General features: G+C 46.1%; 19 protein-coding genes and 1 pseudogene. 6 read left to right on the forward strand and 14 right to left on the reverse strand.

Annotated elements, in window-relative coordinates:
• Positions 1-44: 44 nt before the first annotated feature.
• On the reverse strand, positions 45-2,231 hold the full coding sequence (locus IMZ16_RS06390) for a prolyl oligopeptidase family serine peptidase (protein WP_394368269.1): 2,187 nt from the start codon (positions 2,229-2,231) through the stop codon (positions 45-47).
• A 94-nt stretch (positions 2,232-2,325) separates the two neighbouring features.
• On the opposite strand from IMZ16_RS06390, the gene IMZ16_RS06395 reads away from it, so the two are divergent.
• Entirely contained in the window at positions 2,326-2,508 is a 183-nt protein-coding gene (locus IMZ16_RS06395; RefSeq protein WP_193439343.1) for a hypothetical protein, read from the forward strand.
• Between the two features lie 80 nt (positions 2,509-2,588).
• Here IMZ16_RS06395 and IMZ16_RS06400 read toward each other — a convergent pair whose 3' ends face one another.
• Positions 2,589-3,134, reverse strand: coding sequence for a hypothetical protein (locus tag IMZ16_RS06400; RefSeq protein ID WP_193439344.1), 546 nt, complete (start codon positions 3,132-3,134; stop codon positions 2,589-2,591).
• A gap of 17 nt (positions 3,135-3,151) precedes the next feature.
• On the opposite strand from IMZ16_RS06400, the gene mnmA reads away from it, so the two are divergent.
• The 3 genes from mnmA to IMZ16_RS06415 are packed head-to-tail and all read left to right on the forward strand — an operon-like array spanning position 3,152 to position 6,545.
• On the forward strand, positions 3,152-4,378 hold the full coding sequence (mnmA, locus tag IMZ16_RS06405; RefSeq protein ID WP_262891538.1) for a tRNA 2-thiouridine(34) synthase MnmA: 1,227 nt from the start codon (positions 3,152-3,154) through the stop codon (positions 4,376-4,378).
• Positions 4,379-4,408: 30 nt separating this feature from the next.
• Positions 4,409-5,824 (forward strand): sensor histidine kinase, encoded by a 1,416-nt coding sequence (locus IMZ16_RS06410; RefSeq protein WP_193439346.1) that lies wholly within the window; start codon positions 4,409-4,411, stop codon positions 5,822-5,824.
• 7 nt (positions 5,825-5,831) lie between these two features.
• Positions 5,832-6,545, forward strand: coding sequence for a LytR/AlgR family response regulator transcription factor (locus IMZ16_RS06415; RefSeq protein WP_193439347.1), 714 nt, complete (start codon positions 5,832-5,834; stop codon positions 6,543-6,545).
• Positions 6,546-6,595: 50 nt separating this feature from the next.
• Here IMZ16_RS06415 and IMZ16_RS06420 read toward each other — a convergent pair whose 3' ends face one another.
• From IMZ16_RS06420 to IMZ16_RS06435, 4 genes are read right to left on the reverse strand one after another with little or no spacing between them, the layout of a single operon-like run.
• A complete protein-coding gene (locus tag IMZ16_RS06420; RefSeq protein WP_193439348.1) occupies positions 6,596-6,970 on the reverse strand; it encodes an MliC family protein in 375 nt (124 codons plus the stop codon).
• A gap of 18 nt (positions 6,971-6,988) precedes the next feature.
• Positions 6,989-7,711, reverse strand: coding sequence for a hypothetical protein (locus IMZ16_RS06425; RefSeq protein ID WP_143154072.1), 723 nt, complete (start codon positions 7,709-7,711; stop codon positions 6,989-6,991).
• Positions 7,712-7,728: 17 nt separating this feature from the next.
• Positions 7,729-8,673 carry a hypothetical protein gene (locus IMZ16_RS06430; RefSeq protein WP_193439349.1) on the reverse strand — a complete coding sequence of 315 codons (945 nt, stop codon included), beginning with the start codon at positions 8,671-8,673 and terminating at the stop codon, positions 7,729-7,731.
• Between the two features lie 21 nt (positions 8,674-8,694).
• Positions 8,695-10,761, reverse strand: coding sequence for a TonB-dependent receptor (locus IMZ16_RS06435; RefSeq protein ID WP_193439350.1), 2,067 nt, complete (start codon positions 10,759-10,761; stop codon positions 8,695-8,697).
• A gap of 208 nt (positions 10,762-10,969) precedes the next feature.
• On the opposite strand from IMZ16_RS06435, the gene IMZ16_RS06440 reads away from it, so the two are divergent.
• Positions 10,970-11,467: a superoxide dismutase family protein gene (locus IMZ16_RS06440; protein ID WP_193439351.1), complete on the forward strand. Its 498-nt coding sequence runs from the start codon at positions 10,970-10,972 to the stop codon at positions 11,465-11,467.
• Positions 11,468-11,479: 12 nt separating this feature from the next.
• Here IMZ16_RS06440 and IMZ16_RS06445 read toward each other — a convergent pair whose 3' ends face one another.
• The 5 genes and pseudogenes from IMZ16_RS06445 to IMZ16_RS06465 all read right to left on the reverse strand — a co-directional run bounded on the left by IMZ16_RS06445 (position 11,480) and on the right by IMZ16_RS06465 (position 16,242).
• Positions 11,480-11,851: a YraN family protein gene (locus IMZ16_RS06445; RefSeq protein ID WP_193439352.1), complete on the reverse strand. Its 372-nt coding sequence runs from the start codon at positions 11,849-11,851 to the stop codon at positions 11,480-11,482.
• A 12-nt stretch (positions 11,852-11,863) separates the two neighbouring features.
• The gene (locus IMZ16_RS06450; RefSeq protein WP_193439353.1) at positions 11,864-12,796 is read right to left on the reverse strand and encodes a S66 peptidase family protein; all 933 of its coding nucleotides are present in this window, start codon (positions 12,794-12,796) and stop codon (positions 11,864-11,866) included.
• Positions 12,797-12,912: 116 nt separating this feature from the next.
• A pseudogene (locus IMZ16_RS06455) lies at positions 12,913-13,551 on the reverse strand (LysE family translocator); the annotation flags it as partial.
• A gap of 83 nt (positions 13,552-13,634) precedes the next feature.
• Positions 13,635-15,788 (reverse strand): ribonuclease R, encoded by a 2,154-nt coding sequence (rnr, locus tag IMZ16_RS06460; protein ID WP_193439355.1) that lies wholly within the window; start codon positions 15,786-15,788, stop codon positions 13,635-13,637.
• A gap of 25 nt (positions 15,789-15,813) precedes the next feature.
• Positions 15,814-16,242 (reverse strand): RpiB/LacA/LacB family sugar-phosphate isomerase, encoded by a 429-nt coding sequence (locus IMZ16_RS06465; RefSeq protein ID WP_193439356.1) that lies wholly within the window; start codon positions 16,240-16,242, stop codon positions 15,814-15,816.
• 520 nt (positions 16,243-16,762) lie between these two features.
• On the opposite strand from IMZ16_RS06465, the gene IMZ16_RS06470 reads away from it, so the two are divergent.
• Positions 16,763-17,953, forward strand: a complete 1,191-nt coding sequence (locus IMZ16_RS06470; protein WP_193439357.1) for a phosphoglycerate kinase — start codon at positions 16,763-16,765, stop codon at positions 17,951-17,953.
• A 101-nt stretch (positions 17,954-18,054) separates the two neighbouring features.
• Here the strand turns inward: IMZ16_RS06470 and IMZ16_RS06475 are convergent, their stop codons facing one another.
• The 3 genes from IMZ16_RS06475 to ybeY are packed head-to-tail and all read right to left on the reverse strand — an operon-like array spanning position 18,055 to position 21,199.
• Positions 18,055-18,882 carry a class I SAM-dependent methyltransferase gene (locus IMZ16_RS06475; RefSeq protein WP_193439358.1) on the reverse strand — a complete coding sequence of 276 codons (828 nt, stop codon included), beginning with the start codon at positions 18,880-18,882 and terminating at the stop codon, positions 18,055-18,057.
• Between the two features lie 6 nt (positions 18,883-18,888).
• On the reverse strand, positions 18,889-20,757 hold the full coding sequence (gene mnmG, locus IMZ16_RS06480; RefSeq protein WP_193439359.1) for a tRNA uridine-5-carboxymethylaminomethyl(34) synthesis enzyme MnmG: 1,869 nt from the start codon (positions 20,755-20,757) through the stop codon (positions 18,889-18,891).
• Positions 20,758-20,785: 28 nt separating this feature from the next.
• Positions 20,786-21,199 (reverse strand): rRNA maturation RNase YbeY, encoded by a 414-nt coding sequence (ybeY, locus tag IMZ16_RS06485; RefSeq protein WP_193439360.1) that lies wholly within the window; start codon positions 21,197-21,199, stop codon positions 20,786-20,788.
• Between the last annotated feature and the right edge of the window lie 2 nt (positions 21,200-21,201).

Genomic DNA, 21,201 nt, shown 5'->3' on the forward strand with positions numbered 1-21,201 from the left:
TATTTTTTAGGTCAAAATATTTCAGCAAAATTTAAACCATTTCCCTATTTCTTCGGCAAGTTTCTGACACCCATTTCCCAGAGTGCGAAGCTCAGCATATCGGCATTTTCACCGATTACCTGCTCTGTGCTGCGGCCTGCACCGTGGCCTGCATCCACCTCTATCCTTACCAAAACAGGATTTTGGCAGGCCTGATTCTCCTGAAGCTCTGCACCGAATTTGAAGGAATGCGCCGGAACCACCCTATCATCGTGGTCACTGGTGATAATCATCGTGGAAGGGTAGCATACGCCGGCCTTCACATTGTGTACCGGTGAATAGGATTTTAGATACTCGAACATTTCACGCGAATCCTGGGCCGTGCCGTAGTCGTAAGCCCAGCCTGCACCCGCCGTAAACTGATTGTAGCGGAGCATATCCAAAACGCCAACGCCTGGGAAGGCAACCTTCGCCAGATCAGGGCGCATAGTCATGGTGGCACCTACCAGAAGGCCACCGTTTGAGCGGCCGGACATCGCCAAATATTCCTTCGATGTGTAGCCGTTTTTCTGCAGATATTCGCCAGCTGCTATGAAGTCATCGAACACATTTTTCTTCTGCAGCTTCGTGCCGGCATCGTGCCACGCCTTGCCATATTCACCGCCACCACGGATGTTCGGCACGGCATAGATTCCGCCATTGTCCATCCACACAGCATTCACCACGGAAAAACCGGGACGAAGGCTGATGTTGAACCCACCGTAAGAATACAGAATCGTCGGGTTTTTACCGTCTCGTTTCAGGCCTTTTTTATAGTTGATCATCATCGGAATTTTCGTTCCATCCTTTGATGTGAAGAATACCTGCTCGGAAACATAATCATCCGGATTGAATTTCACTTTCGGTTTTTGGTAAACTTCCGATTTGCCGCTGTCTGCATTGAATTTGTAAATGGTGCCCGGCATTATGTAGTTGGAGAACGAGTAGTAAAGTTCCTTATCTTGCGCCCTTCCGCCAAAGCCAGAAGCCGTACCGTTCCCAGAGAGGGAAATCTCGCGAACCAGCTTTCCATCGTGGTTGTACTGCTTCACATAGGTGAGCGCATCACGCATATAATTTGCGAAAATGTAGCCACCACCTGTGGAAACGCTCAGCGCGTTCTTCGTTTCTGGGATTACTTCCGTCCACTGTTTTGGGTTGTTGATGTTGAATTTCACAACGCGGCGGTTTGGCGCATCCTTATCGGTGAGGAGGTAGATCCAGTCGCCTTTTGTATCGATTACGCTGCTGTTGTGATCAAATCCTGTTTGGATGGCTATCCAGTCCGATTTTGATTTTAAATCCTTGATATACAGCTCATTACCATTGGTAGCCACCGAAGCGGAATTGATAAGATAGCGCTCGTCCTCCGATACGGAAATTCCCATATAGCGCCGCTTCAGATCGCCGTTTCCTCGCACGATTTTATCATCACTCTGCTTCGTCCCGATTTTGTGGAAATACACCTTCTGCTCATCGGTTATCCCGCTCAGCATACTTGCATTTTTCGGCTGTTCGTAGGTGCTGTAGTAGAAGCCCTCGTCGCCAAGCCAGGATGCACCGCTGAACTTCATCACGATGGGCTCATCCAGAATTTTCTTGGTGATGGCATCCATAATGATGATTTTCTGCCAATCTGAACCGCCTTCCGAAATGGAGTACGCCACCAGGTTTCCCTTCTTGTTGAAGCTGATGCCTGAGAGCGATGTGGTGCCTTTTTCGGAAAATTTATTCGGGTCCAGGAAGATTTCCGTCTTGCCGTTTTTATCCGTTCTGTACAGCACGCTTTGCGCCTGAAGCCCGTCGTTCTTGTAGAAATAGGTATAATCGCCACGCTTGAAGGGTGCGCTGATTTTCTCGTAATTCCATATTTCGCGAAGCTGATTTTTAATATCATCGCGGAAGGTAATCTGCGAGAGATAATCATTGGTAAAGGCTACTTCCCGCTTCACCCAGTCTTTCGTATCGGCCGCCCTGTCGTCTTCCAGCCAGCGGTATGGGTCTTCAACCTTCGTCCCGAAATATTCATCGGTGTGGCTGATTTTCTTCGTTTCCGGATACTTCATCGGTTGAGAATGTGCGGTTTGCCCTGCAGTGTGGCTTTGCGGCGCGCCTTCGTTCTGCGCGGTTTTTTGGCTGCTACAAGATGCCAAGAAGGCTGCAACAGCGATGCCCATAAATGGTTTCAGTTTCATATCGATAATTTTGTTCATCTTCAAAAATACCAAATTTTTAACAAAATTTTATTTCGCGGCCTTTCGGTTTGGGAATATTTTTTGCTGATGCAGTTTACTAAAAGGTATTTGGATGAAAGCGAACAGGGTGATAGCAGTGGGCATATTGGCTGGGCTTGTGGCTACGGCTGGCGTGATAGTTTGGAAGAAGAAGAATAACAAAGAGCTGCTTTACAAGAAATATTACGCCGATTTCCACAGGCTTTTCGAGCTGAGCAAGCCGGAAGAACAGCACGGCATAGAATACCTGCCCTGATATTTTCCATTTAATCAAAACAAAAACCGCCAACATTTGCTGACGGTTTTTTTAATTAAGTGCCTTTGTATTTTTTCAAATTAAATCCCAAACACCACCCCAAAAACCGGCGTGAATCCCGAACCGAATATCGAGGAGTCTTTTTTGTAAAGTACATTGTAGTAGGCGCCCACCTGTAGTGCCGCCTTGTTCCCGAGGCGCACATTGTATCCCGCACCCAGATTTAGCGTACCCTCGTCGCCATCGGTTTTGTAATCATAAACCTTGTTTTTCCAATTATAAAAATAATGCCTATAATCGGCGTGCAGGAAGAGATTCGGAAGTACATAGTAATTCGCAAAAGGCCCCAGCCCGTACATAGAATGCGAATAATTCTTGCCGCTCGCCCAGCCGGCACTGCCCATTAGCCCGGCTTCCAGTTCGGGGGATGCAAGGTATCCCACCCTCGGAGAAATGCTGATGCTGGTTCCATAGCCGCTACTGCCTCCGGAAAGCCCAATGCCGATGCCGCCGCCAAAAGTCCAGCGGCTCTCCTTCCCGGCTCGAACTGTAGGAGAAGAAACCGCCACCTGGGCGGATGCTGCACCAGCCGCCCACGCAAAAACAACGCAATAAAGTTTTTTCATAAAGTACCGAATTTTTGCTGAAGTTATTAAAGCGTAAATTTGCAAAAAATTTCCGGATGAAAATTGTGGTCGGGCTTTCCGGCGGTGTAGATTCCAGCGTGGCAGCCTACCTTCTGAAACAGCAGGGGCACGATGTGATTGGGCTTTTTATGCGAAACTGGAACGATGCTTCCGTAACGCTGGAAGACGAATGCCCGTGGATTGAGGACAGCAACGATGCGCTTCTTGTGGCGCAGAAACTCGGCATACCCTTCCAGGTTATCGATATGAGCGCGCTGTACAAAGAGCGCATCGTGGACTATATGTTTGCGGAATATGAGCGCGGAAGAACACCGAACCCTGATGTGCTGTGCAACAGGGAAGTGAAGTTTGATGTGTTTCTGCAAACGGCCTTATCGCTAGGCGCAGAGAAGGTTGCCACAGGGCATTATGCGCAGGTTACCAGCTCTTTCGATGATGATGGTGAGGAAATTTTTCATCTTTTGGCGGGAAGGGATGCGAACAAAGACCAGTCGTATTTCCTGTGCCAGCTAAGCCAGCAGCAGCTTTCGAAATCGCTGTTTCCGATAGGGCATCTTTCGAAGCCGGAAGTTCGGGAAATTGCACGGGAAGCAGGGCTTGCCACGGCGGAAAAGAAAGATTCCCAGGGGCTTTGCTTCATTGGGAAAGTAAGTTTGCCGGAATTTCTGAAGCAGCAAATCGCACCGAAAGAAGGAGAAATCGTGGAAATCTTCCCGGATTTTGAAGCCTATCACCAGCCTTTGCCAGAATTTGAAAACAAGCGTGAAGAGCTGGAATTTCTCTCGGCAAAAATTCATTACAAAAAGGCCGATGGCAAAGTAATCGGCAAGCATCAGGGTGCGCAGTATTTCACGATTGGGCAAAGCAAAGGCCTTGGAATTGGCGGGCACAAGGAAAGCTGCTTCGTCATTTCGCGCGATATGCAGCACAATATTTTGTTCGTGGGCGAAGGCAGAAATTTCCCGGGGCTTTTCCGTAAAGCATTGAAAATCAATAACGATGATGTGCATTGGGTGCGTGAAGACTTGCGCCTTAAACCCGGCGAATCGATGGAAGTTTTAGCGAGAATAAGATACCGGCAGCCATTGGAAAAGGCGGTGCTTTATCAGTTTGAAGACGCCTTCTACATTGAGTTTGAAAATCCGCAAAGCGCGATTGCCGAAGGGCAATTTGCAGCGTGGTACCTCGGTGAAGAATTGCTAGGAAGTGGGGTTATTGCCTGATTATTAATTAATTACAGCCTTGTCTCAGCAATGCATTTTTCCAAAAAAATAATCTTTGCAGGGGGCGCAGGCATTATTGCCATTTTTCTTACTTTAGCGCTCTACGCGGTGTATTTCTCTCAGCAAACCGTGCGGAAAGTTCGTGTACAAAACATTGAAAACGAGGCACATATCAACTCTGAAATGCTGCGCCACGAAATTCACAACCTGCTGGAACTGCCCCGCCAGATCCATTTTGCCATAGAAAATTCCTGGCAGAACAATGGGCAAATCCGTGATACCGAGCTACAGCCACTCCAGAACATCCTCGAGGCCAATCCCAATTTTTTAAATGCCACACTCTGCACGCCGGGTGGGAAGAATTTTGTCCTGAAAGGAAGGGGTTTTGAAGCGGAAAAATTGAATTCAACCCCTGCCGTATCCGTGGTACCGCCAAGCACCCTGAGATACAAAACCGCCGGTCCGCAGGCCTCTTTCTTTGTCTATGACATTTCTTTGGAAGAACTGAACTGCCACCTCGCAGAGAACCACCTGGGAAGCGATCAGCAGGCGGTTGTAACGCTCGGGAGCGGACAAATCCTCTTCTCGGAAAAGCCCGACGAGTGGGGCAAAATCCTCCCGAAAAATGCAGAATTTGAATGGCAGGGCCCTATCCGCACCGATCTCCCGGAGCCTCTGATTCTCTACCTGAAATTCTCCCCGGAAAAAATCAGCCGCGGCTCCGGGCAGATTTCCCTGATGCTGTACGGCGTATCCGCGCTGGCGCTCCTTGTGCTTGTGATGCTGTATCTTTTTTACCAGAGAAACCTTTCCAGGGAGCGCAGCGTGAGCTACCGGCTCTCTGAGAAAAACCAGCAGCTACAGCTGGAAAACGAGCGTCGCCTGAAGGAAAATGCGCTGCTCCAGCTGCAGCAGATCAAGACGCAGATTAATCCTCATTTCCTCTTCAACAGCCTGAATTCCCTAAAGGCGCTGATAGAGACGGAATCCCCGAAATCCAATGAATTTTTGCAAAAACTTGCCGATGTATACCGCTATGTTCTAAAAAATAATGAAGGCGCGCTCGCAGAGATTTCAGATGAGATTCAGTTTGTTGAGGAATATTTTTACCTTCAGAAGATCCGCTTCGGCACGGCGCTGGAAATGGAAATTTCCGGTAATTTTGAGCGGGGGAAAATCCCCTTCCTCTCGCTTCAGACTCTGGTGGAAAATGCCGTGAAACACAATGCGCTATCGAAAAACCTACCCCTGAAAATCGAAATCCGCTCCGATGGAGAAAGGCTAACGGTAAAAAATAATTTAAACCCAAAAAAGAATTCTCCGGATGCCTCCACGGGGATCGGGCTGGAGTACATCGCCAATATCTACCGCTTCCACGGCAGGGGCGGCTTTGGGTTTTTGGAAGAAAATAATTATTTTGTGGTTTTTGTTCCCTTAATTTTTTAATATGTAAATGAGAGCCTTAATTGTTGAAGACGAAGATTTGGCATCGGATTTATTATTGAATATCCTGCAAAACCAGCAGATTATTGAGTTTTATGAAATCCGCAGGGCTGACAGCTTTGAATCTGCAGCGGGCATTCTTGCCAATTTTATTCCGGATGTCATCTTCCTTGATATCCAGCTGGGCGACGGCACCGGCTTCGATCTTCTCGATACTATGCAGCCACCAGCCCCCGTGGTGTTCCTCACCGCGCACGAGGAGTACGCTCTTAGGGCGCACAGCTACAACGCTTTAGGCTATATTACCAAGCCATTCGACAGGGGCAGCATTTACAAACTTCTCACAAAGATCGGTGCGCGGCAAAAATCGGCTGCGCGCACTCAGCGGCGCTTCCTTGTTTCGGAAGGGAGCAAGATGCTGAGCCTCAAGGAGAGCGAGATTGCCTACTTCTATGCCGAGGGGAAGAATCTGTTTATCCATAGTATTTCCGGGGATACCTACCTCTACGGCAGCACGCTCGGGAAGGTGGCGGAGAGCCTGGATCCGAGACTTTTTTTCAAGATAAACCGGAATGTATGCCTGAATATCGAGGCGGTTTCGGAGGTGCACAGATATTCCGGGCAGCGGCTCTGCGTGGTGGCAGTGCCGCCCTTCCCGCAGGAGGAGATGGGCATAGTAGCGAAGGCTTCTCTTGCAGATTTCAAGCATTGGCTGAACCATTGACAAAAAAACTGCTCCCGAAAAGGGAGCAGATAAGTGGAATTTCCTGCAGGTTAGTGTATCTCGCGTCCTTTCACGAGGGTTTCCTCTCCTTTCCCGAACTCGAATTCGCCCTGGTGCGTCCAGAAGAAATATCCTTCTTTGTCCGTAAATTTTGCACCGCTTGCAGATTGTGCGGTCTGCATTTCGTAGGTTTTTCCCTCTGCCTCGTTGGTTACTCGCGCGGTGCCCTGGTCAGGGTTGTACACCGCGTGAAACCTCGTACGCCCGTCTTCGCTCTGGTAAGCCATTTCGTATGTGGCTGCTGGCGCTGCCTGAGTTTCCGTCACGGGCGCGCTGCCGGTTTCAGTGGTCATCGATTCTGATTCTTTCTTTGCGCAGGAGGCCAATGCAACTGCCGCGGCGAGCGCCATTATAAAGTTTTTCATAAGAATTTAGTTAAAATATTAAAGATCCCAAGGGATGTTGTTCTGGAATTCCAAACTGTATGCCGCTTTTTCCTCCGCCTTTGTATATTTTAGAATCATTATCGGCGAGTTCTTTTCTGCGGAGCTGTTAGAAATATAGGGTTTGGGGTTGTTTTTCCAGATGATTTCCCCGTTTACTTTTTTTTGAGGATTTCCCAGCTCGCGAATGAAGGTCTCATAATCTGGCACTTCCTCGTAATATCCCAGATCGTAGTTATAAAGCGTAAACTCGCGCGGCTTCCCCGCCGGATCGAGTTTATTTAGGCGGCTGTGGAAATAATCGAACACCTTTTTATAATCGGCTTCCGCAGCGTTGCTTCCGTCCTGATTTACAGGGTGGATCCTTATGCCGGATGTGCCCCTGTACCTCTGAACCGGGTTGCCGTACTTTACATTCCTATCGGTATCCACGAATTCTATTCTGTACCTTTTAAACGGTGATGCAGGGTTTTCAGCAAAGTAATGATTCCAGTCACCATAAGATTTTTCGGAAAAGGCTACCTTGTGCTCTATAAGCTTTTGCTTGAAAACTCCTTCTTCCGCGCCCATCATTTTGTAGAGTACCGGCAGCTGCATTGTGGCGAGCGTTTGCGGCGCATTTTCATCAAAGCCCGCTGCAGGCGCATCATCGTCCCTGCCACAGGATATTACCGTGAATGGAACGCCAAGGGACAGCGTTGCCCATAGCAAAAATCTTTTCATATTTATATATTTATTTATCACATCCAGAAACCAGCGCTCTCGTCGTGTTCTGTTTGCAGATTTTTTTTCACCTCTTCAGGAGAGATTTTATAATAATCCGCTATTTCTTTTACATATTTTTCATAAGACTCCGGCGTGCCATCCAGGCTGAAATCTGCCACTACTACGAAAGGCACCGTCTGGCTAAAATCCGTAGTCCCGCTCGCAAGCAGAGATTCTGCCGGGCTATTGGCAGGGTACCAGGTTCCATTGTTGGCATATTTCGGGGTGAAAAGGTGCGCGAAGCGGATCTTCATGTCGAACCTTACGCTGCCTTTTGTGAATTTAAAATAGCCCTTCAGCCCCACGGCATCGTTCAGAAGTTGGGTTTGCTGTGTGGTACCAGGGATGAATTCGCCTTTCATCAGGTCTATAGGGTCGGTATCGCGGTAGGTATAGCTGTAGAGATTGGTGATGTAGCTGCTGCCCTGTGCATCTGTGGTGGCACCGGTTTTCAGGTCGGAGAAGGATTTTGTAGTAAAAAAGTGCTGATGCACAGGCAGCATTTCCTTGGTTACAAACTGGCTGTTCATCCGCTCCCCTTTGGCATTGTAATAATTGATCTCCATAGAGTAGCCCCAGAAACCCGCCTGCACCACCACCGGCGATTCCCCGGGCTGAAGTATTTTCCCGTTTTCATCCTTGCGGACGATGTTCTTATTAGCGTCCAGCTCGAAGGTAAATTTCTGGATTTTTGGTAAAATTGGCGTCTTCCCGCTGTTGGCGTGGAAATCATCCTTGTGAAAATGCCCCTCCCTAACGATGAATTCCACCTTGGCCCAGGTATCGTGCCCGCCGCCGTTATTCTCGTTCGTCGGTGGCGGTACGCTTTCCTCATCGCTGCGGCACGCGGAGAGCGCCAGCGTCATTACCATCAGCAGCCAGGCTGCGAGCATTCTGCAAATTCTTTTTCTTGTGTTCATAATTGAAAATTGTTTTTGGTTTTAAAAATTAAAGCTTACCCGGAACTGCAGATTCCTGCCCATCTCGTGGGCAAAATACCGGAACCGGTTGGTGTAGTCCTTATAAAGTTTATTGAAAAGATTATTCGCCTGCAGCGAGAGCGCCATATCGTCCTTCCGGAAGGTGCTCACCTGCGTGCCGATGCCCGCCCCGAAAAGGTGGTAGCCCGGCGGAGAATCCGGCAGCAAGTCTGTTTCTGCGCTGAACCTGCGCTGCTTATTCACCCACTGGTGCTCCAGCCGGAGCCAGCCTCCCCGCAGATTGGTGAGCCTATCCAAGCTGAACTCTATGTTCTGACTGAGGCGCTCCGGGGAAATGTTCGGAAAATAAAATTCCTCCGTCCGGTTGTCCGCATACACAGATGAAAACGCCGCCTGATATTTTACCCTCTCCGAAATCTGAAATCTCAGCTCCGCATCTGCACCTTTCAGCAGCGCATCCGACTGCCGGTACACGAAAAGCGGGAACAGACCGCCCCAGGTGTTTTTGTATTCGCCGGTGGGCATTTCATAGATGAAGCCGTCGATTTTTTGCAAAAAACCTTCCGCGGAAATGTAGAGCCTGCCCGTTTCGTACTGCAGCCTGGCAGTCCATTTTAGGCCTTTCTCAGTTTTGAGATTTTCGTCTCCCAGAAGGTAGAGCGCGCTGCCGTGGTCCAGCCCGTTGCTGAAGAGCTCCACCGCCTCCGGCGCACGCCAAGCTTTGCCAATGCTGGTGGCGGCGGAAAAGCCATTGCCAAACAGCCGCTGGATGCCAAGCTCGTAGCTGATGCTGCTGTAATCCCGCTGGCCACCGTAGTACTCGCCGTAGCGGTTGTAGCCCGCCGCGCTGAAGTCCTTAAAATCATAGCGGATGCCGCCCGTAGCCACCCAAGAATTTCTTCTGAACTCCTCCGAGAGCCACACGCCGGCATTATTGGAAACAAAATTGGGGAGGATGGAATTCACGCCCGTACCGGGGATGTTGAAGTTTTTCTGGTGGGAATACGCCACCCCCGCCCTGGTTTTAAAATTCTCAAGGAAAACCCTCTCGTAGTCCAGCGTGCCGGAGTGTGTTTCCAGCTCCACATCCAGCACCGGGCGGTCGGCAAGGGGTCCCGTACGCCGGTCGAATTCCTTGCGGTGGTTTTTCTGATAGGCATAATTAAATTCTGTCTTGCCAAAAGGCCGGTCGCTTTGCAGGGAAAATTTTGCAAGATGATGGTTCACTTCCTGGTTGGGCGCCTGGATCTCAAATCCCTGCGGAAACACCACGGGCGGCTTTCCAAGGCGGAGCCGCAGATTCCAGTCATCTGCACTGCCAATCCTTGAACCCATAAAGACGCCGAGGTTTGTGGAGAACTGGCTGTAGAAAACCTCTGCCGTTTCATAAGGCATTTTATAACCCAATGATCCGGAAAAATTTAGCTCCCTCGCTGCCGTATTATTCACATAATAGTCTGCGGTTTTGTAGTCGCCAAGGCGTTTCCCGCTGCCCTGAACGTGCCAGGCAAATGCGCCCGCGGCTCCGTGCAGCATCAGGTTACCACCAAATCCGGAGTTGTTGGATTGCCCTACCATTCTCGCATTTCCTCCGATTTTCTCGCCAAAAAAAGGCAGGGGGCGGTTCTTCATCACGATTACTCCTCCCAGTGCGTTGGACCCGTATCGCACGGCGTCGGAGCCTTTTATTACCTCGATCTGGGAGGCAAGATTCGGGTCTATTTCCGGCGCGTGGTCGCTGCTCCAGAGCTGGCTTTCCAGTTTTATTCCATTGTTGATAATGGCGATGCGCTGGTTGGTAAGTCCCTGAATTACAGGCTTGGAGATATTGGCGCCGCTCTGCAAAGTATTCACTCCTGAGAGCTGTTTCAAGACATTGGCAAGGTTCTCTCCGGAAGCATTTTCCAGCTGCCTACCGGAGGTAATTTCTGAATTTTTGGGCTGCCGCAGTATTCTGCTTTTGCGGATTTTTACACTGTCGATCTGCGTAATTTTTGTTTCCTGGGCCTGCAGCCTGCCAAGGCTTAGCACCACGATAGCAACCAATATTTTTCCTTCGATGTCCATTTTCTGAAAATCCTCACAAACTTAGTTTTGGAGGTAATTTAAAAAAAATGGATTGGAGTGAAATGGAGGATTGGCGGTGTGGATAAAGAAAATAATGGCTCGGAAAAAAATGAATAAATGCGGGAGTTTTTCTAAATTTTTATAAATAAAATTTCCTTTTAAAATCTGCATAATTTTTGCTTTCTAAAAATCACTAAATATTAAAACTATGAAAAATCCAATTATGATTGCAGCGGCTGCGTTGCTTTTGGCATCGTGCGGAACTACGAAAAATTATCAGATTCTGTCAAAATCTGGAACGCAAACTCAAGGAACAGCGAAATTCACGCAAAGTGGCGAGAAAGTTTCACTTGCCTTGAATGTGAAAAATCTGACACCGGGAATTCACGCGGTGCACATCCACGAAAAAGGCGACTGCTCTGACCCGAAGGCTGAAAACGCCGGCGGACACTGGAACCCAACCTCCGAAAAGCACGGCAAATGGGGCCACGCTGAGTTTCACAGCGGCGATATCGGCAACCTGACTGCTGATAATAGCGGCAATGCGAAACTGAATTTTTCGACTGATAAATGGTGCCTGGGATGCAGCGATGAGCAGCGCAACATCATCGGCAAAACGCTGATTATCCACGAAAAAGCAGACGACTTCCACACCCAGCCTACGGGTAATGCCGGCGGAAGAGTGGGCTGCGTGGAAATTAAGTAGTTTCCCTAAAATTTAAACCGCATCGATGCTTTCAAATGCGGCTTCGATGTGGTTTATTTCCAAATTTCCGGTGGTGCTTGGCATCACGGTAATGATGTCGAACCTTGCCGTTTCTTCGGCGTCGATGCTTTGCAGAAAGGCATCTGCCGCAGAAATTATGCGCCGCATTTTCCCTTTCGTCACGGCTTCCTGCGGTTCCATCAGCACATTGTTCATCCGCGCTTTCACCTCGGCAAATACGATTTCGCCGGCCTTTTTGCAGATGATGTCAATCTCCGCTTTTTGGTAAAGAAAATTTCGCGCAAGAATTTTGTAACCCAGCTTCTGCAGGAAATCGCAGGCCATATCTTCCGCCATTTTTCCGAAATCGTTGTGAGAAGCCACGGTTTAAATTGATTAATTAGGGTAACTGAATTCTGCCTTTTTGCCAACTTTCATCCGGATTTTTCCACCGATGATGATTGGGCGATTTTCGAAAATATGGCCGTTCGGAAACTGAAACGCTACGGGAAAATCGTACTTTTTCAAACGATGGTGAATTAGCTCGTAAGCCTTTTCATCAAAACTGCTTTCGTAATTTTCGTTGGATTTTTCATCGCCCATATTAATCATTCCACCGACAATCAAACCGCTGATTTTCCTGAAAACACCAGCCAATTCCAGCGCCATCAGCATTCTGTCTAGCGCATAGTATTTCTCACCGATATCTTCCAGAAACAGAATTTTATCCTTGAAATCAAAGCTGTATTTGGTGCCTAAAAGTGCGTAAACTAGCGCAAGGTTCCCTCCAACTAAAATGCCGTTCGCTTCACCTTTTTTATTGAAAGGATGACCATCAACTAAAATTTTAGTTGAACCGCCTTTTAGGATTTTAAAAATTTCTTCATAGCCTTCCTCACAAACGCCGAAACTTGAAGTTTTTAAGGTTTGCCCGTTGATTGATGCAAAACCTTTCTTCAGTAAATAGCTGTGAATCACCGTGTTATCAGAATAACCGATGTACCATTTCGGATTTTTCTTAAAATTTCTCAGCGAAATTTTTTGCAATAGATGCTGACAACCGTAGCCACCTCTTGTAGCCCATACTGCCGAAATTTCCTCATCATTCAACGCCCAATTCAAATCGTGAAGCCGCTCTTTTTCTGTGCCGGAATATGGATAGCCGTTCTCAAATTTTCCAAGTGCAAATTTCCCTAAAACTGGCACGAATCCCTTGGCCTCAATCATTTCTAAGCCTTGGGCGATCTGTGATTCTTCCACAAATCCAGCGGGCGAAATCACGGCGATTTTTGCACCGTTCTTAATAGGTTTAGGATGTTGTATTTTCATTGATTATCAATCTGTTGCAGCGTTTCATCTTCACCAAGCGGTTCCGCTTCTACAGTTTCCGTTTCTTGCTTTTTTGGCGAGATTACAGTTTCATTTCTCGCCTTTTTCTTTTTCTTCTTTTTAATTTTTACCGGCGTTTTTTCCGCCTTTTCCAACTGTTTATCAAAAGTGTTAAAGCGTTTATAACTTTGGATGAAAATCGCAAAGCTGAAGAGAATCAAAATCACCCCAACAGCTTTTCTGACTGCGTTTGCAATCTTGTCCGTCAACTTGTCGTGGAATTGCTTAGCGAGTTTTATTTTCAAAAAATCGATGCTCAGGAAAGTGAGAATCACGATGCTGATATACAGGAAAAAATTTTCCGGATCAGGGTATTGGTTGCGCACAGAAATTACGGTGACCAGCCAGAATAAAATTACACCGATGTTTAAGCCATTGAATAAGAAGCCGTTCAGAAAGGTGCGAAGGTAATTTTGTGCGATTAATCTTTCTTCGTTCGGTATGTGCATTTTCACTTTGGTGAGCATCATCACCACGCCGTAAATGAAGACCAGCAGCGCTGTGATACGATAAAAACCGGGATAAGTATCTATAAGGTGCACGATATCCTTGCTTGCGTAATAAGCCAGGATGATGCAGACGATATCTGCCGTTACCACGCCAAAATCCAGCGCTAAAGCATGTTTCGGGCCTCTCGTAAAACTCGTTTCGATGAGCAGGAAAAACATCGGCCCGACGAAAATCAGGCTGAGCATAATGCCTAAAATTACCGCAGAAAATATTAATCCACCCACTAATTTTCTTTAAAACTAAATTTTTAGTTTAAGCTAATTTTTTATCAATCTTCAATCCGGAAGTCCAGCTGCTTCGCCACAAGATTAGCCTTCATCACCTTGATTTTCACCTTATCGCCAAGCTGATATTGATTACCTGTTCTTGCACCAATCACCGAATAAGTTTTCGGGTCAAACTGGTAGGAATCGTCCATCAAATCGCGCAATTTAATCAAACCTTCGGCACCGTTTTCAGGAATCTGCACCCAGAAACCGAATTCCGCAACGCCAGAGATCACACCCTCGAAAACTTCTCCGAGGTGCTTTTCCATAAATTTCACCTGCATAAATTTTATGGAATCACGCTCTGCATCGGCTGCCAGCCTTTCCATTGCAGAGCTGTGCTTCGCCTGATCCTCGATTTCATCGCGGTTTACAGATTTTCCGCCGTCCAGGTAATGCTGTAAAAGGCGGTGCGCAATGATGTCCGGATAGCGCCTAATCGGCGATGTGAAATGCGTATAATACTCAAATCCAAGGCCGTAATGCCCGATAGGCTCCGTGCCGTACACTGCTTTGGCCATACTTCGCATCGCCAGCGTTTCTATCATATTTTCCTCGCCTTTTCCCTTCACATCGCGCAAAAGCTGGTTCAGGCTTTCCGTAGTCCGCTTGGAATTCGAGATGTTCATTTTGTAGCCAAAAGTGGACACAAATTCCTGCAATGCCGCCAGCTTTGTAGGGTCCGGATCATCGTGGATGCGGTAGATGAAGGTTTTCTCGCTGCGCTGATTGTTGCTTTTCAGCGAAACGAATTCCGAAACTTTCCGGTTGGCCAAGAGCATAAATTCCTCCACAAGATGATTGGAATCTTTGCTGATTTTGAAATAAACGCCTACAGGCTCGTTGTTTTCGTCCAGATTAAAGCGCACTTCGCTTCGGTCGAAAGTTACCGCGCCGTTTTTAATCCGTTCTTCACGCATAATTTTCGCCAGCCTGTCCATCACCAGAATTTCCTGTGCCAAATCACCCTGCCCGGTTTCAATTCTTGCCTGCGCTTCTTCGTAGGTAAATCTTCTGTCGGAGTGCGTTACCGTTCTGCCAAACCACTGCTTTACAACTTTGGCATTATCATCAATTTCAAAAACCGCCGAGAAGGTGTACTTGTCTTCTTTCGGGCGAAGCGAACATACATCATTGCTGAGGACTTCAGGAAGCATAGGCACCACCCGATCCACAAGATAAACCGAGGTTGCGCGCTTAAAGGCCTCAGCATCCAGCAGCGTTCCAGGCTTTACATAGTGCGATACATCGGCAATATGCACGCCGATTTCCCAGTTGCCATTTTCCAGCTGCCGTATCGAAAGCGCGTCGTCAAAATCCTTGGCATCTTTCGGGTCAATCGTGAAGGTAAGAGTTTCGCGCATATCACGGCGGCGCGCAATTTCTTCCGGGCGGATTTCCCTATCAAGCTCGTTGGCCTCGCGCTCTACATCGGCAGGAAACTCATACGGAAGGCCGTATTCGGCAAGGATGGAATGGATTTCCGTTTCGTGCTCACCGGGCGAACCAAGCACCTCGATGATTTCGCCTTCCGGATTTTTCTCGCCTTTCTTCCAGGCGGACATTTTCACGATGACTTTTTCGCCGTCCTTCGCACCGTTGATTTTATTTTTCGGGATGAAGATATCCGTGTTTATCTGCTTTTTATCGCAAACTACGAAGCCAAAATCCTTATGCTGGATGAACTGAAAAGTGCCCACAAATTCGCTGCGGCTGCGTTCCAGAACTTCAAGCACGGAGCCTTCTATACGCTTGTCTTTGTAGTGATAGGTGACGATGAGAACGGTATCGCCCTGCAGAGCATCCTTCACATTTTTCGAGTGGATGAATATGTCTTCTTCCAGGCCATCCACCTTCACATAGGCGTTTCCTGTCTGGTTGAAATCGATGATGCCAGTCAGCGTGCCGTCTATTTTCAGGTTCAGCAGGTACTTCCCTTTTTCGACTTCCTTTATCGTGTCATCGGCTCTTAGCTTGTGCAGTGCCTGTACTACCTGCTCTCTTTGCCGCGGATTTCTGTAATCAATGCCATCGGCAATTTGCCTGTAGTTATAAATTTTCGTGGGGTTCTCGTTCATAAAACGGGTAATCAGCCGCCCGATTTCGCGCAGCTTATACTCGTTTTTCTGAGAAATATATCGTGATTTTTTTGGCATCGATGTATAAAACTAAAATTTTAGTTTAAAAACAAATTTTCCGAACGCGTTCGTTATGCCTGCCGCCCTCAAATTCAGTGCTAAGGAATTTTCTCACAATTTCCAGGGCAAATTCTTTCGCGATAAATCTTGCAGGAATTGCCACCATATTACAATCATTGTGCTGGCGGGAAAGTTCGGCAATTTCTGGCATCCAGGCTAAGGCACAGCGGATGCCCTGGTGTTTATTGGCGCTTAGCTGAACGCCCTGTCCGCTTCCGCAAATCAGGATTCCGAATTCGTTTTCTCCGTTTTCCACGGAAGTTGCTGCAGGATGCACGAAATCCGGATAATCCACAGAATCAATACTTTGCGTACCGAAGTCCTGTATTTCAAATTCCGCAGAAAGCTCTTTTTTTAGAAATTCCTTGTACTCAAAGCCTGCGTGGTCGGCTGCTATTGCGATTTTCTTCATTGCGTTCGTTTATGTACAAATTTAAGTTTTTTAGTAATAACCGCAATTGATTATAAATTGTTGATAGCACAGATGATTTGATGTGGAAAACTTTGCGCAAAATTTTCTTGCGCCGTTAACATTTAATTCATATTGGAAACTTTTTCCGGCTCTCAAGGAATTTTTTTGACGGAATTTTTAGCGATGATATTCCAGCGAAATTCACAACGCATTCTTTCGCAAAAGAAATTCCAAAGCTTATTCACAATTGTTGATAAACCTGTAATCTCGCTCTTTTTCAATGCGTTGCAATGTGAATATATCGTGAACGCAATGTAAACCAAATGTTACGAAATTCCCGAAAAAACTTTTCCCAAATTTCACACCGCATTACAACATTTACAATTTCTTTCTTTCTAAAATTTAAAAAAAATTGTTGATTAATATCGCTGTACCTCTGTTGAAATTTTTCGGGCAAAGAATTTTTTTTCAGGCACGGAAAGCGTAAATTTGCTAAAGTCAAACCCGCAAATTCAATCTTATGAAAACCATCCAAAATTACGATTTCAACGGCAAAAAGGTGCTTGTGCGCGTAGATTTCAATGTGCCGCAAGACGATAATCTGAAGGTGACCGACAATACGAGAATTGTGGCTGCGAAGCCAACCATCGAGAAAATCCTAAACGACGGCGGTTCTGTTATTTTGCTTTCGCATCTTGGCAGGCCAAAGGGCGAAGTTTCCGATAAATTCTCGCTGAAGCACATCGTTTCCGAAATTGAAACCGTGCTTGGAAAGCCTGTGAAGTTCTGTGAAGAATCTACTGGGGATGCTGCGGCAAAATGCGCGCAAGAATTGCAGCCGGGCGAAGTGCTTTTGCTTGAAAATCTGCGCTTCCACAATGAAGAAGAAAAAGGCGACAGAACTTTTGCCGAGCAGCTTGCAAAGTTGGGCGATGCCTATGTGAATGATGCGTTTGGAACGGCTCACAGGGCGCACGCTTCCACGGCGATTATCGCTGAGTTTTTCCCAGAAACTAAATTTTTCGGTGAACTGATGTTCAAAGAACTCCAGGCGATCGATAAAGTGCTGAACAACGGTGAAAAGCCAGTGACAGCGATTATCGGTGGCTCTAAGGTTTCGTCAAAAATTACCATTATTGAGAATATTTTGCCAGCAGTTGACAACCTGATTATTGGAGGCGGTATGGCGTTCACCTTCATCAAGGCAAAGGGGGGACATATCGGAAATTCTTTGGTGGAGGAAGATAAAATGCAGTTGGCGCTTGAAATTTTGGAAAAGGCAAAAGCTCAAAATGTGGAGGTTCATTTGCCGGTGGACAGTGTGATTGCTGATGATTTCAAAAATGACGCAAAAACCGATGTGGTGGACATTTACGAAATTCCGGAAGGCTGGATGGGCTTGGATGTTGGCCCGAAAACTCGTGAACTTTTCCACGATGTGATTTTGAAATCTAAGACCATTTTGTGGAACGGACCGGTTGGCGTTTTTGAAATGGAGAATTTTTCTGCAGGAACTAAATCTTTAGGTGATGCGATTGCAGAGGCTACCAAACTTGGCGCATTCTCGCTTGTTGGCGGTGGAGATAGCGTGGCTTTCGTGAAGCAGAATAAATACGAGGACAAAGTTTCCTATGTTTCTACTGGTGGTGGTGCGATGCTTGAAAGTTTGGAAGGTGTGGAATTGCCAGGCATCAAAGCGATTAACGATTAGTATATTTTTATATAAATGTTTACAAAATTATTCCGCTTTTTTTGTAGCGGAATTTTTTTTATCGAAATTTGGCTTTCAGAAACAGGCTAAAAATCGGATAACTAATTTTTTTCGATAAAGTATATCAGACTTGAAAATTCACCGGATTTTACCGCCTTAAAATTAGAAATCGCTCCAATCGTCATCCCAAACAGGGGAAAAAATGGATTTTTCCGATATTTTTCACTCAGTATCGAAACATAGAAAGCGTCAAAATGCAGAGGTTTTATTTTTGTGATTTTTAAATTTTTCTGTGAAAGAATATTCTGCATCCCTTCTTGCGAGTAATGAAAAAGATGGCGGGGAACATCGTAGGCTGCCCAATATTTTCCGTAGAATTTAGCATCGTAAGATTTGTAATTCGGAAGCGCGATAATTAGTTGGCCAGAATCCTTCAGCTTGCTCTTAAAAATCTCAAGCATTTTTCCCGGATTTTCCAGATGCTCGAAAACATGCCAAAGCGTAATGGCATCTAGGCTTGAATTTTCCAGCGTTTCAATGTCAGAAATAAATTGCGCAGAATTGGCTTTTTGTTTTGCAATTTCACGAGCTTTTTCATTTGGTTCGAGGCCAATCATTTGAAAATCATCCTTGCAGAATTCCAAAAAATCGCCGGCACCACAACCATAATCCAGAACCCTGGCATTTTGGAAAAGCATCGCTGCTAAAAGATTCCGTTTATAATTCAGATTAATTTTCTGAAAGTATTTGTAAATTTTTTCCTTGAAACTTTTGCTGTCCTGATGGTGCGAAATATAATTTTTGCTGTCGTAATATTTTCCCAAATCTTTAGGCTCAGGCAGTGTCTTTAGTACGCCCGGAATCTGAGTTTCTGTAATTTCAAATTCTTCCTGAGTCAGAAAATAGTCTTTCAGTTGTAAATGTTTCACGTGAAACTATTTATTAAGGTAGATGAGCAAAACATTAATATCAGCCGGCGAAACACCGCTAATTCTCGATGCCTGAGCAATGCTCGTAGGTTTAATTACAGAGAATTTCTGCTTCGCTTCGGAAGATAATGAGGTAATTTGTGAAAAATCAAAGTCCGCAGGAATTTTGATGTTTTCCAACCGTTTCAGTTTATCCACATTTTCCCGCTCTTTATCGATGTAGCCTTTGTACTTTATGTTTATTTCTGCCTGTTGCTGCGCTTCTTCATCATAATTTTCCAGTTCATTTCCAATTTCGGAAATCTCTGAAAGCTTCAGTAAATCGATGTTTGGCCTCGTTAAAAATTGTGAAGCTTTGTAAGCCTGATCCACCGGATTACTCTCATTAGCTTCCAAAATCGGATTGATAACATTCGGTTTCAGCGACAAATCCCGCAGGAAATTTTCCAGTTTCTGGCTGTTTTCCAGCTTCTCTTCTACCCTTCTCATCCTTTCTTCGCTCGCCAAACCAAGCCTATAAGATTTTTCCGTCAAACGAATATCCGCATTATCCTGCCGTAAAAGCAGGCGATATTCCGCGCGCGAAGTGAACATACGATAAGGCTCTTCTGTACCTTTCGTAATAAGATCGTCGATGAGTACGCCAATATAGGCTTCATCCCTGCTCAGCACGAATTCTCCCTTCCCGTGAATTTTGTTGTGAGCATTAATTCCGGCCATCAACCCTTGCGCTGCAGCTTCTTCATATCCCGTTGTTCCATTGATTTGCCCTGCAAAATACAGGTTTTCTACAAGCTTGGTTTCCAGGGTATGTTTTAACTGTGTTGGCGGGAAATAGTCGTACTCAATTGCATAGCCAGGACGGAAAATCTTCACATTTTCAAATCCGGGAATTTGGCGCATTGCTTTTGCCTGAATCTCTTCCGGCAATGATGAACTAAAGCCGTTCACATAAATTTCCACGGTTTTCCAGCCTTCAGGTTCCACAAATAATTGGTGGCGATTTCTGTCAGAAAACCTATTAATTTTATCTTCAATCGAAGGGCAATATCTTGGCCCGGTGCTTTGGATGGTTCCGTTAAATATCGGGCTTCTTTCAAAACCTTCACGAAGAATATCGTGCACGGTTTCATTGGTGTAAGTGATGTAGCAACTTCTTTGCTCCTTCAATTTTGGCGTATCTAAATAACTGAACTTCAATGGATTATCATCGCCTCTCTGCTCATCCATTTTAGAATAATCCAGACTTCTGCCGTCAACTCTTGGTGGCGTACCGGTTTTCATTCGTCCGGCGTCAAAGCCTAAATCAGTAAGTTGTTCGGTCAATCCATAGGCCTTTGGCTCGCCCATTCTTCCGCCGCCAAATTGTTTCTCACCGATATGAATTAAGCCGTTCAAGAAAGTACCATTCGTAAGAATTACCGACTTTCCATAAATCTTGATGCCCATTGAAGTTTCCACACCAGCTACCCTATTTCCTACCAAAATCAGGCTCTTCACCATATCTTGGAAGAAATCCAGATTTGGTGTTTGTTCTAATGCTAAGCGCCATTCTTCGGCAAAAAGCATCCTGTCGTTCTGTGTTCTTGGCGACCACATTGCTGGCCCTTTGGATAGGTTCAGCATCTTGAATTGTATTGCGGATTTGTCGGCAATAATTCCACTGTAACCGCCCAACGCATCAATTTCCCGTACAATCTGCCCTTTTGCAATACCGCCCATAGCAGGATTGCAGGACATTTGCCCGATGGTTTGCATATTCATCGTCACCAGAATCGTTTTGGAACCAAGGTTGGCAGCGGCTGCAGCTGCTTCGCAACCAGCGTGACCTGCCCCAACTACGATGACATCATATTTTTCTGAAATAACACTCATAAAATAAAAAATGTTTCACGTGAAACATTTAAAAATCCAATTGAGATAAGTAAAAATCTTCTTTCTGCCGCATTAAAATCTGCTCGTCGTCAGATTTGTCTTTATACCCGCACAAATGTAAGATGCCGTGAGCCAATACCCGATGAAATTCTTTGTGAAAATCAGCGTTTTGCTGTGCGGCGTTATCCTCAATGCGCTGCAAAGATACGAAAATGTCGCCCGATATAATTTTTCCACGAACATAATCGAAAGTGATAATATCCGTATAATAATCGTGCTGGAGAAAATCCTGATTCACCTTCAGTAAATATTCATCATCGCAAAGGATGTAGGAAATTTCGCCAGGCTTCCTCCCTTCTTCGATGATAATCGATTCCAGCCAGCTTTTAATACCTTTAGCCAGCTTGAACTCTGGTATTTCTTCAAAGTGAAAAGTAATCATAA

The organism is Cruoricaptor ignavus (genome assembly GCF_014961145.1).
In the GTDB taxonomy this organism is placed as follows: domain Bacteria; phylum Bacteroidota; class Bacteroidia; order Flavobacteriales; family Weeksellaceae; genus Cruoricaptor; species Cruoricaptor ignavus.

Bases quoted from the DNA above. Each gene is read 5' to 3' on its own strand.
- IMZ16_RS06390 (WP_394368269.1), bottom strand. From the start codon at position 2,231: ATGAACAAAATTATCGATATGAAACTGAAACCATTTATGGGCATCGCT.
- IMZ16_RS06395 (WP_193439343.1), top strand. From the start codon at position 2,326: ATGAAAGCGAACAGGGTGATAGCAGTGGGCATATTGGCTGGGCTTGTG.
- IMZ16_RS06400 (WP_193439344.1), bottom strand. From the start codon at position 3,134: ATGAAAAAACTTTATTGCGTTGTTTTTGCGTGGGCGGCTGGTGCAGCA.
- IMZ16_RS06410 (WP_193439346.1), top strand. From the start codon at position 4,409: ATGCATTTTTCCAAAAAAATAATCTTTGCAGGGGGCGCAGGCATTATT.
- IMZ16_RS06415 (WP_193439347.1), top strand. From the start codon at position 5,832: ATGAGAGCCTTAATTGTTGAAGACGAAGATTTGGCATCGGATTTATTA.
- IMZ16_RS06420 (WP_193439348.1), bottom strand. From the start codon at position 6,970: ATGAAAAACTTTATAATGGCGCTCGCCGCGGCAGTTGCATTGGCCTCC.
- IMZ16_RS06425 (WP_143154072.1), bottom strand. From the start codon at position 7,711: ATGAAAAGATTTTTGCTATGGGCAACGCTGTCCCTTGGCGTTCCATTC.
- IMZ16_RS06430 (WP_193439349.1), bottom strand. From the start codon at position 8,673: ATGAACACAAGAAAAAGAATTTGCAGAATGCTCGCAGCCTGGCTGCTG.
- IMZ16_RS06435 (WP_193439350.1), bottom strand. From the start codon at position 10,761: ATGGACATCGAAGGAAAAATATTGGTTGCTATCGTGGTGCTAAGCCTT.
- IMZ16_RS06440 (WP_193439351.1), top strand. From the start codon at position 10,970: ATGAAAAATCCAATTATGATTGCAGCGGCTGCGTTGCTTTTGGCATCG.
- IMZ16_RS06450 (WP_193439353.1), bottom strand. From the start codon at position 12,796: ATGAAAATACAACATCCTAAACCTATTAAGAACGGTGCAAAAATCGCC.
- rnr (WP_193439355.1), bottom strand. From the start codon at position 15,788: ATGCCAAAAAAATCACGATATATTTCTCAGAAAAACGAGTATAAGCTG.
- IMZ16_RS06465 (WP_193439356.1), bottom strand. From the start codon at position 16,242: ATGAAGAAAATCGCAATAGCAGCCGACCACGCAGGCTTTGAGTACAAG.
- IMZ16_RS06470 (WP_193439357.1), top strand. From the start codon at position 16,763: ATGAAAACCATCCAAAATTACGATTTCAACGGCAAAAAGGTGCTTGTG.
- mnmG (WP_193439359.1), bottom strand. From the start codon at position 20,757: ATGAGTGTTATTTCAGAAAAATATGATGTCATCGTAGTTGGGGCAGGT.
- ybeY (WP_193439360.1), bottom strand. From the start codon at position 21,199: ATGATTACTTTTCACTTTGAAGAAATACCAGAGTTCAAGCTGGCTAAA.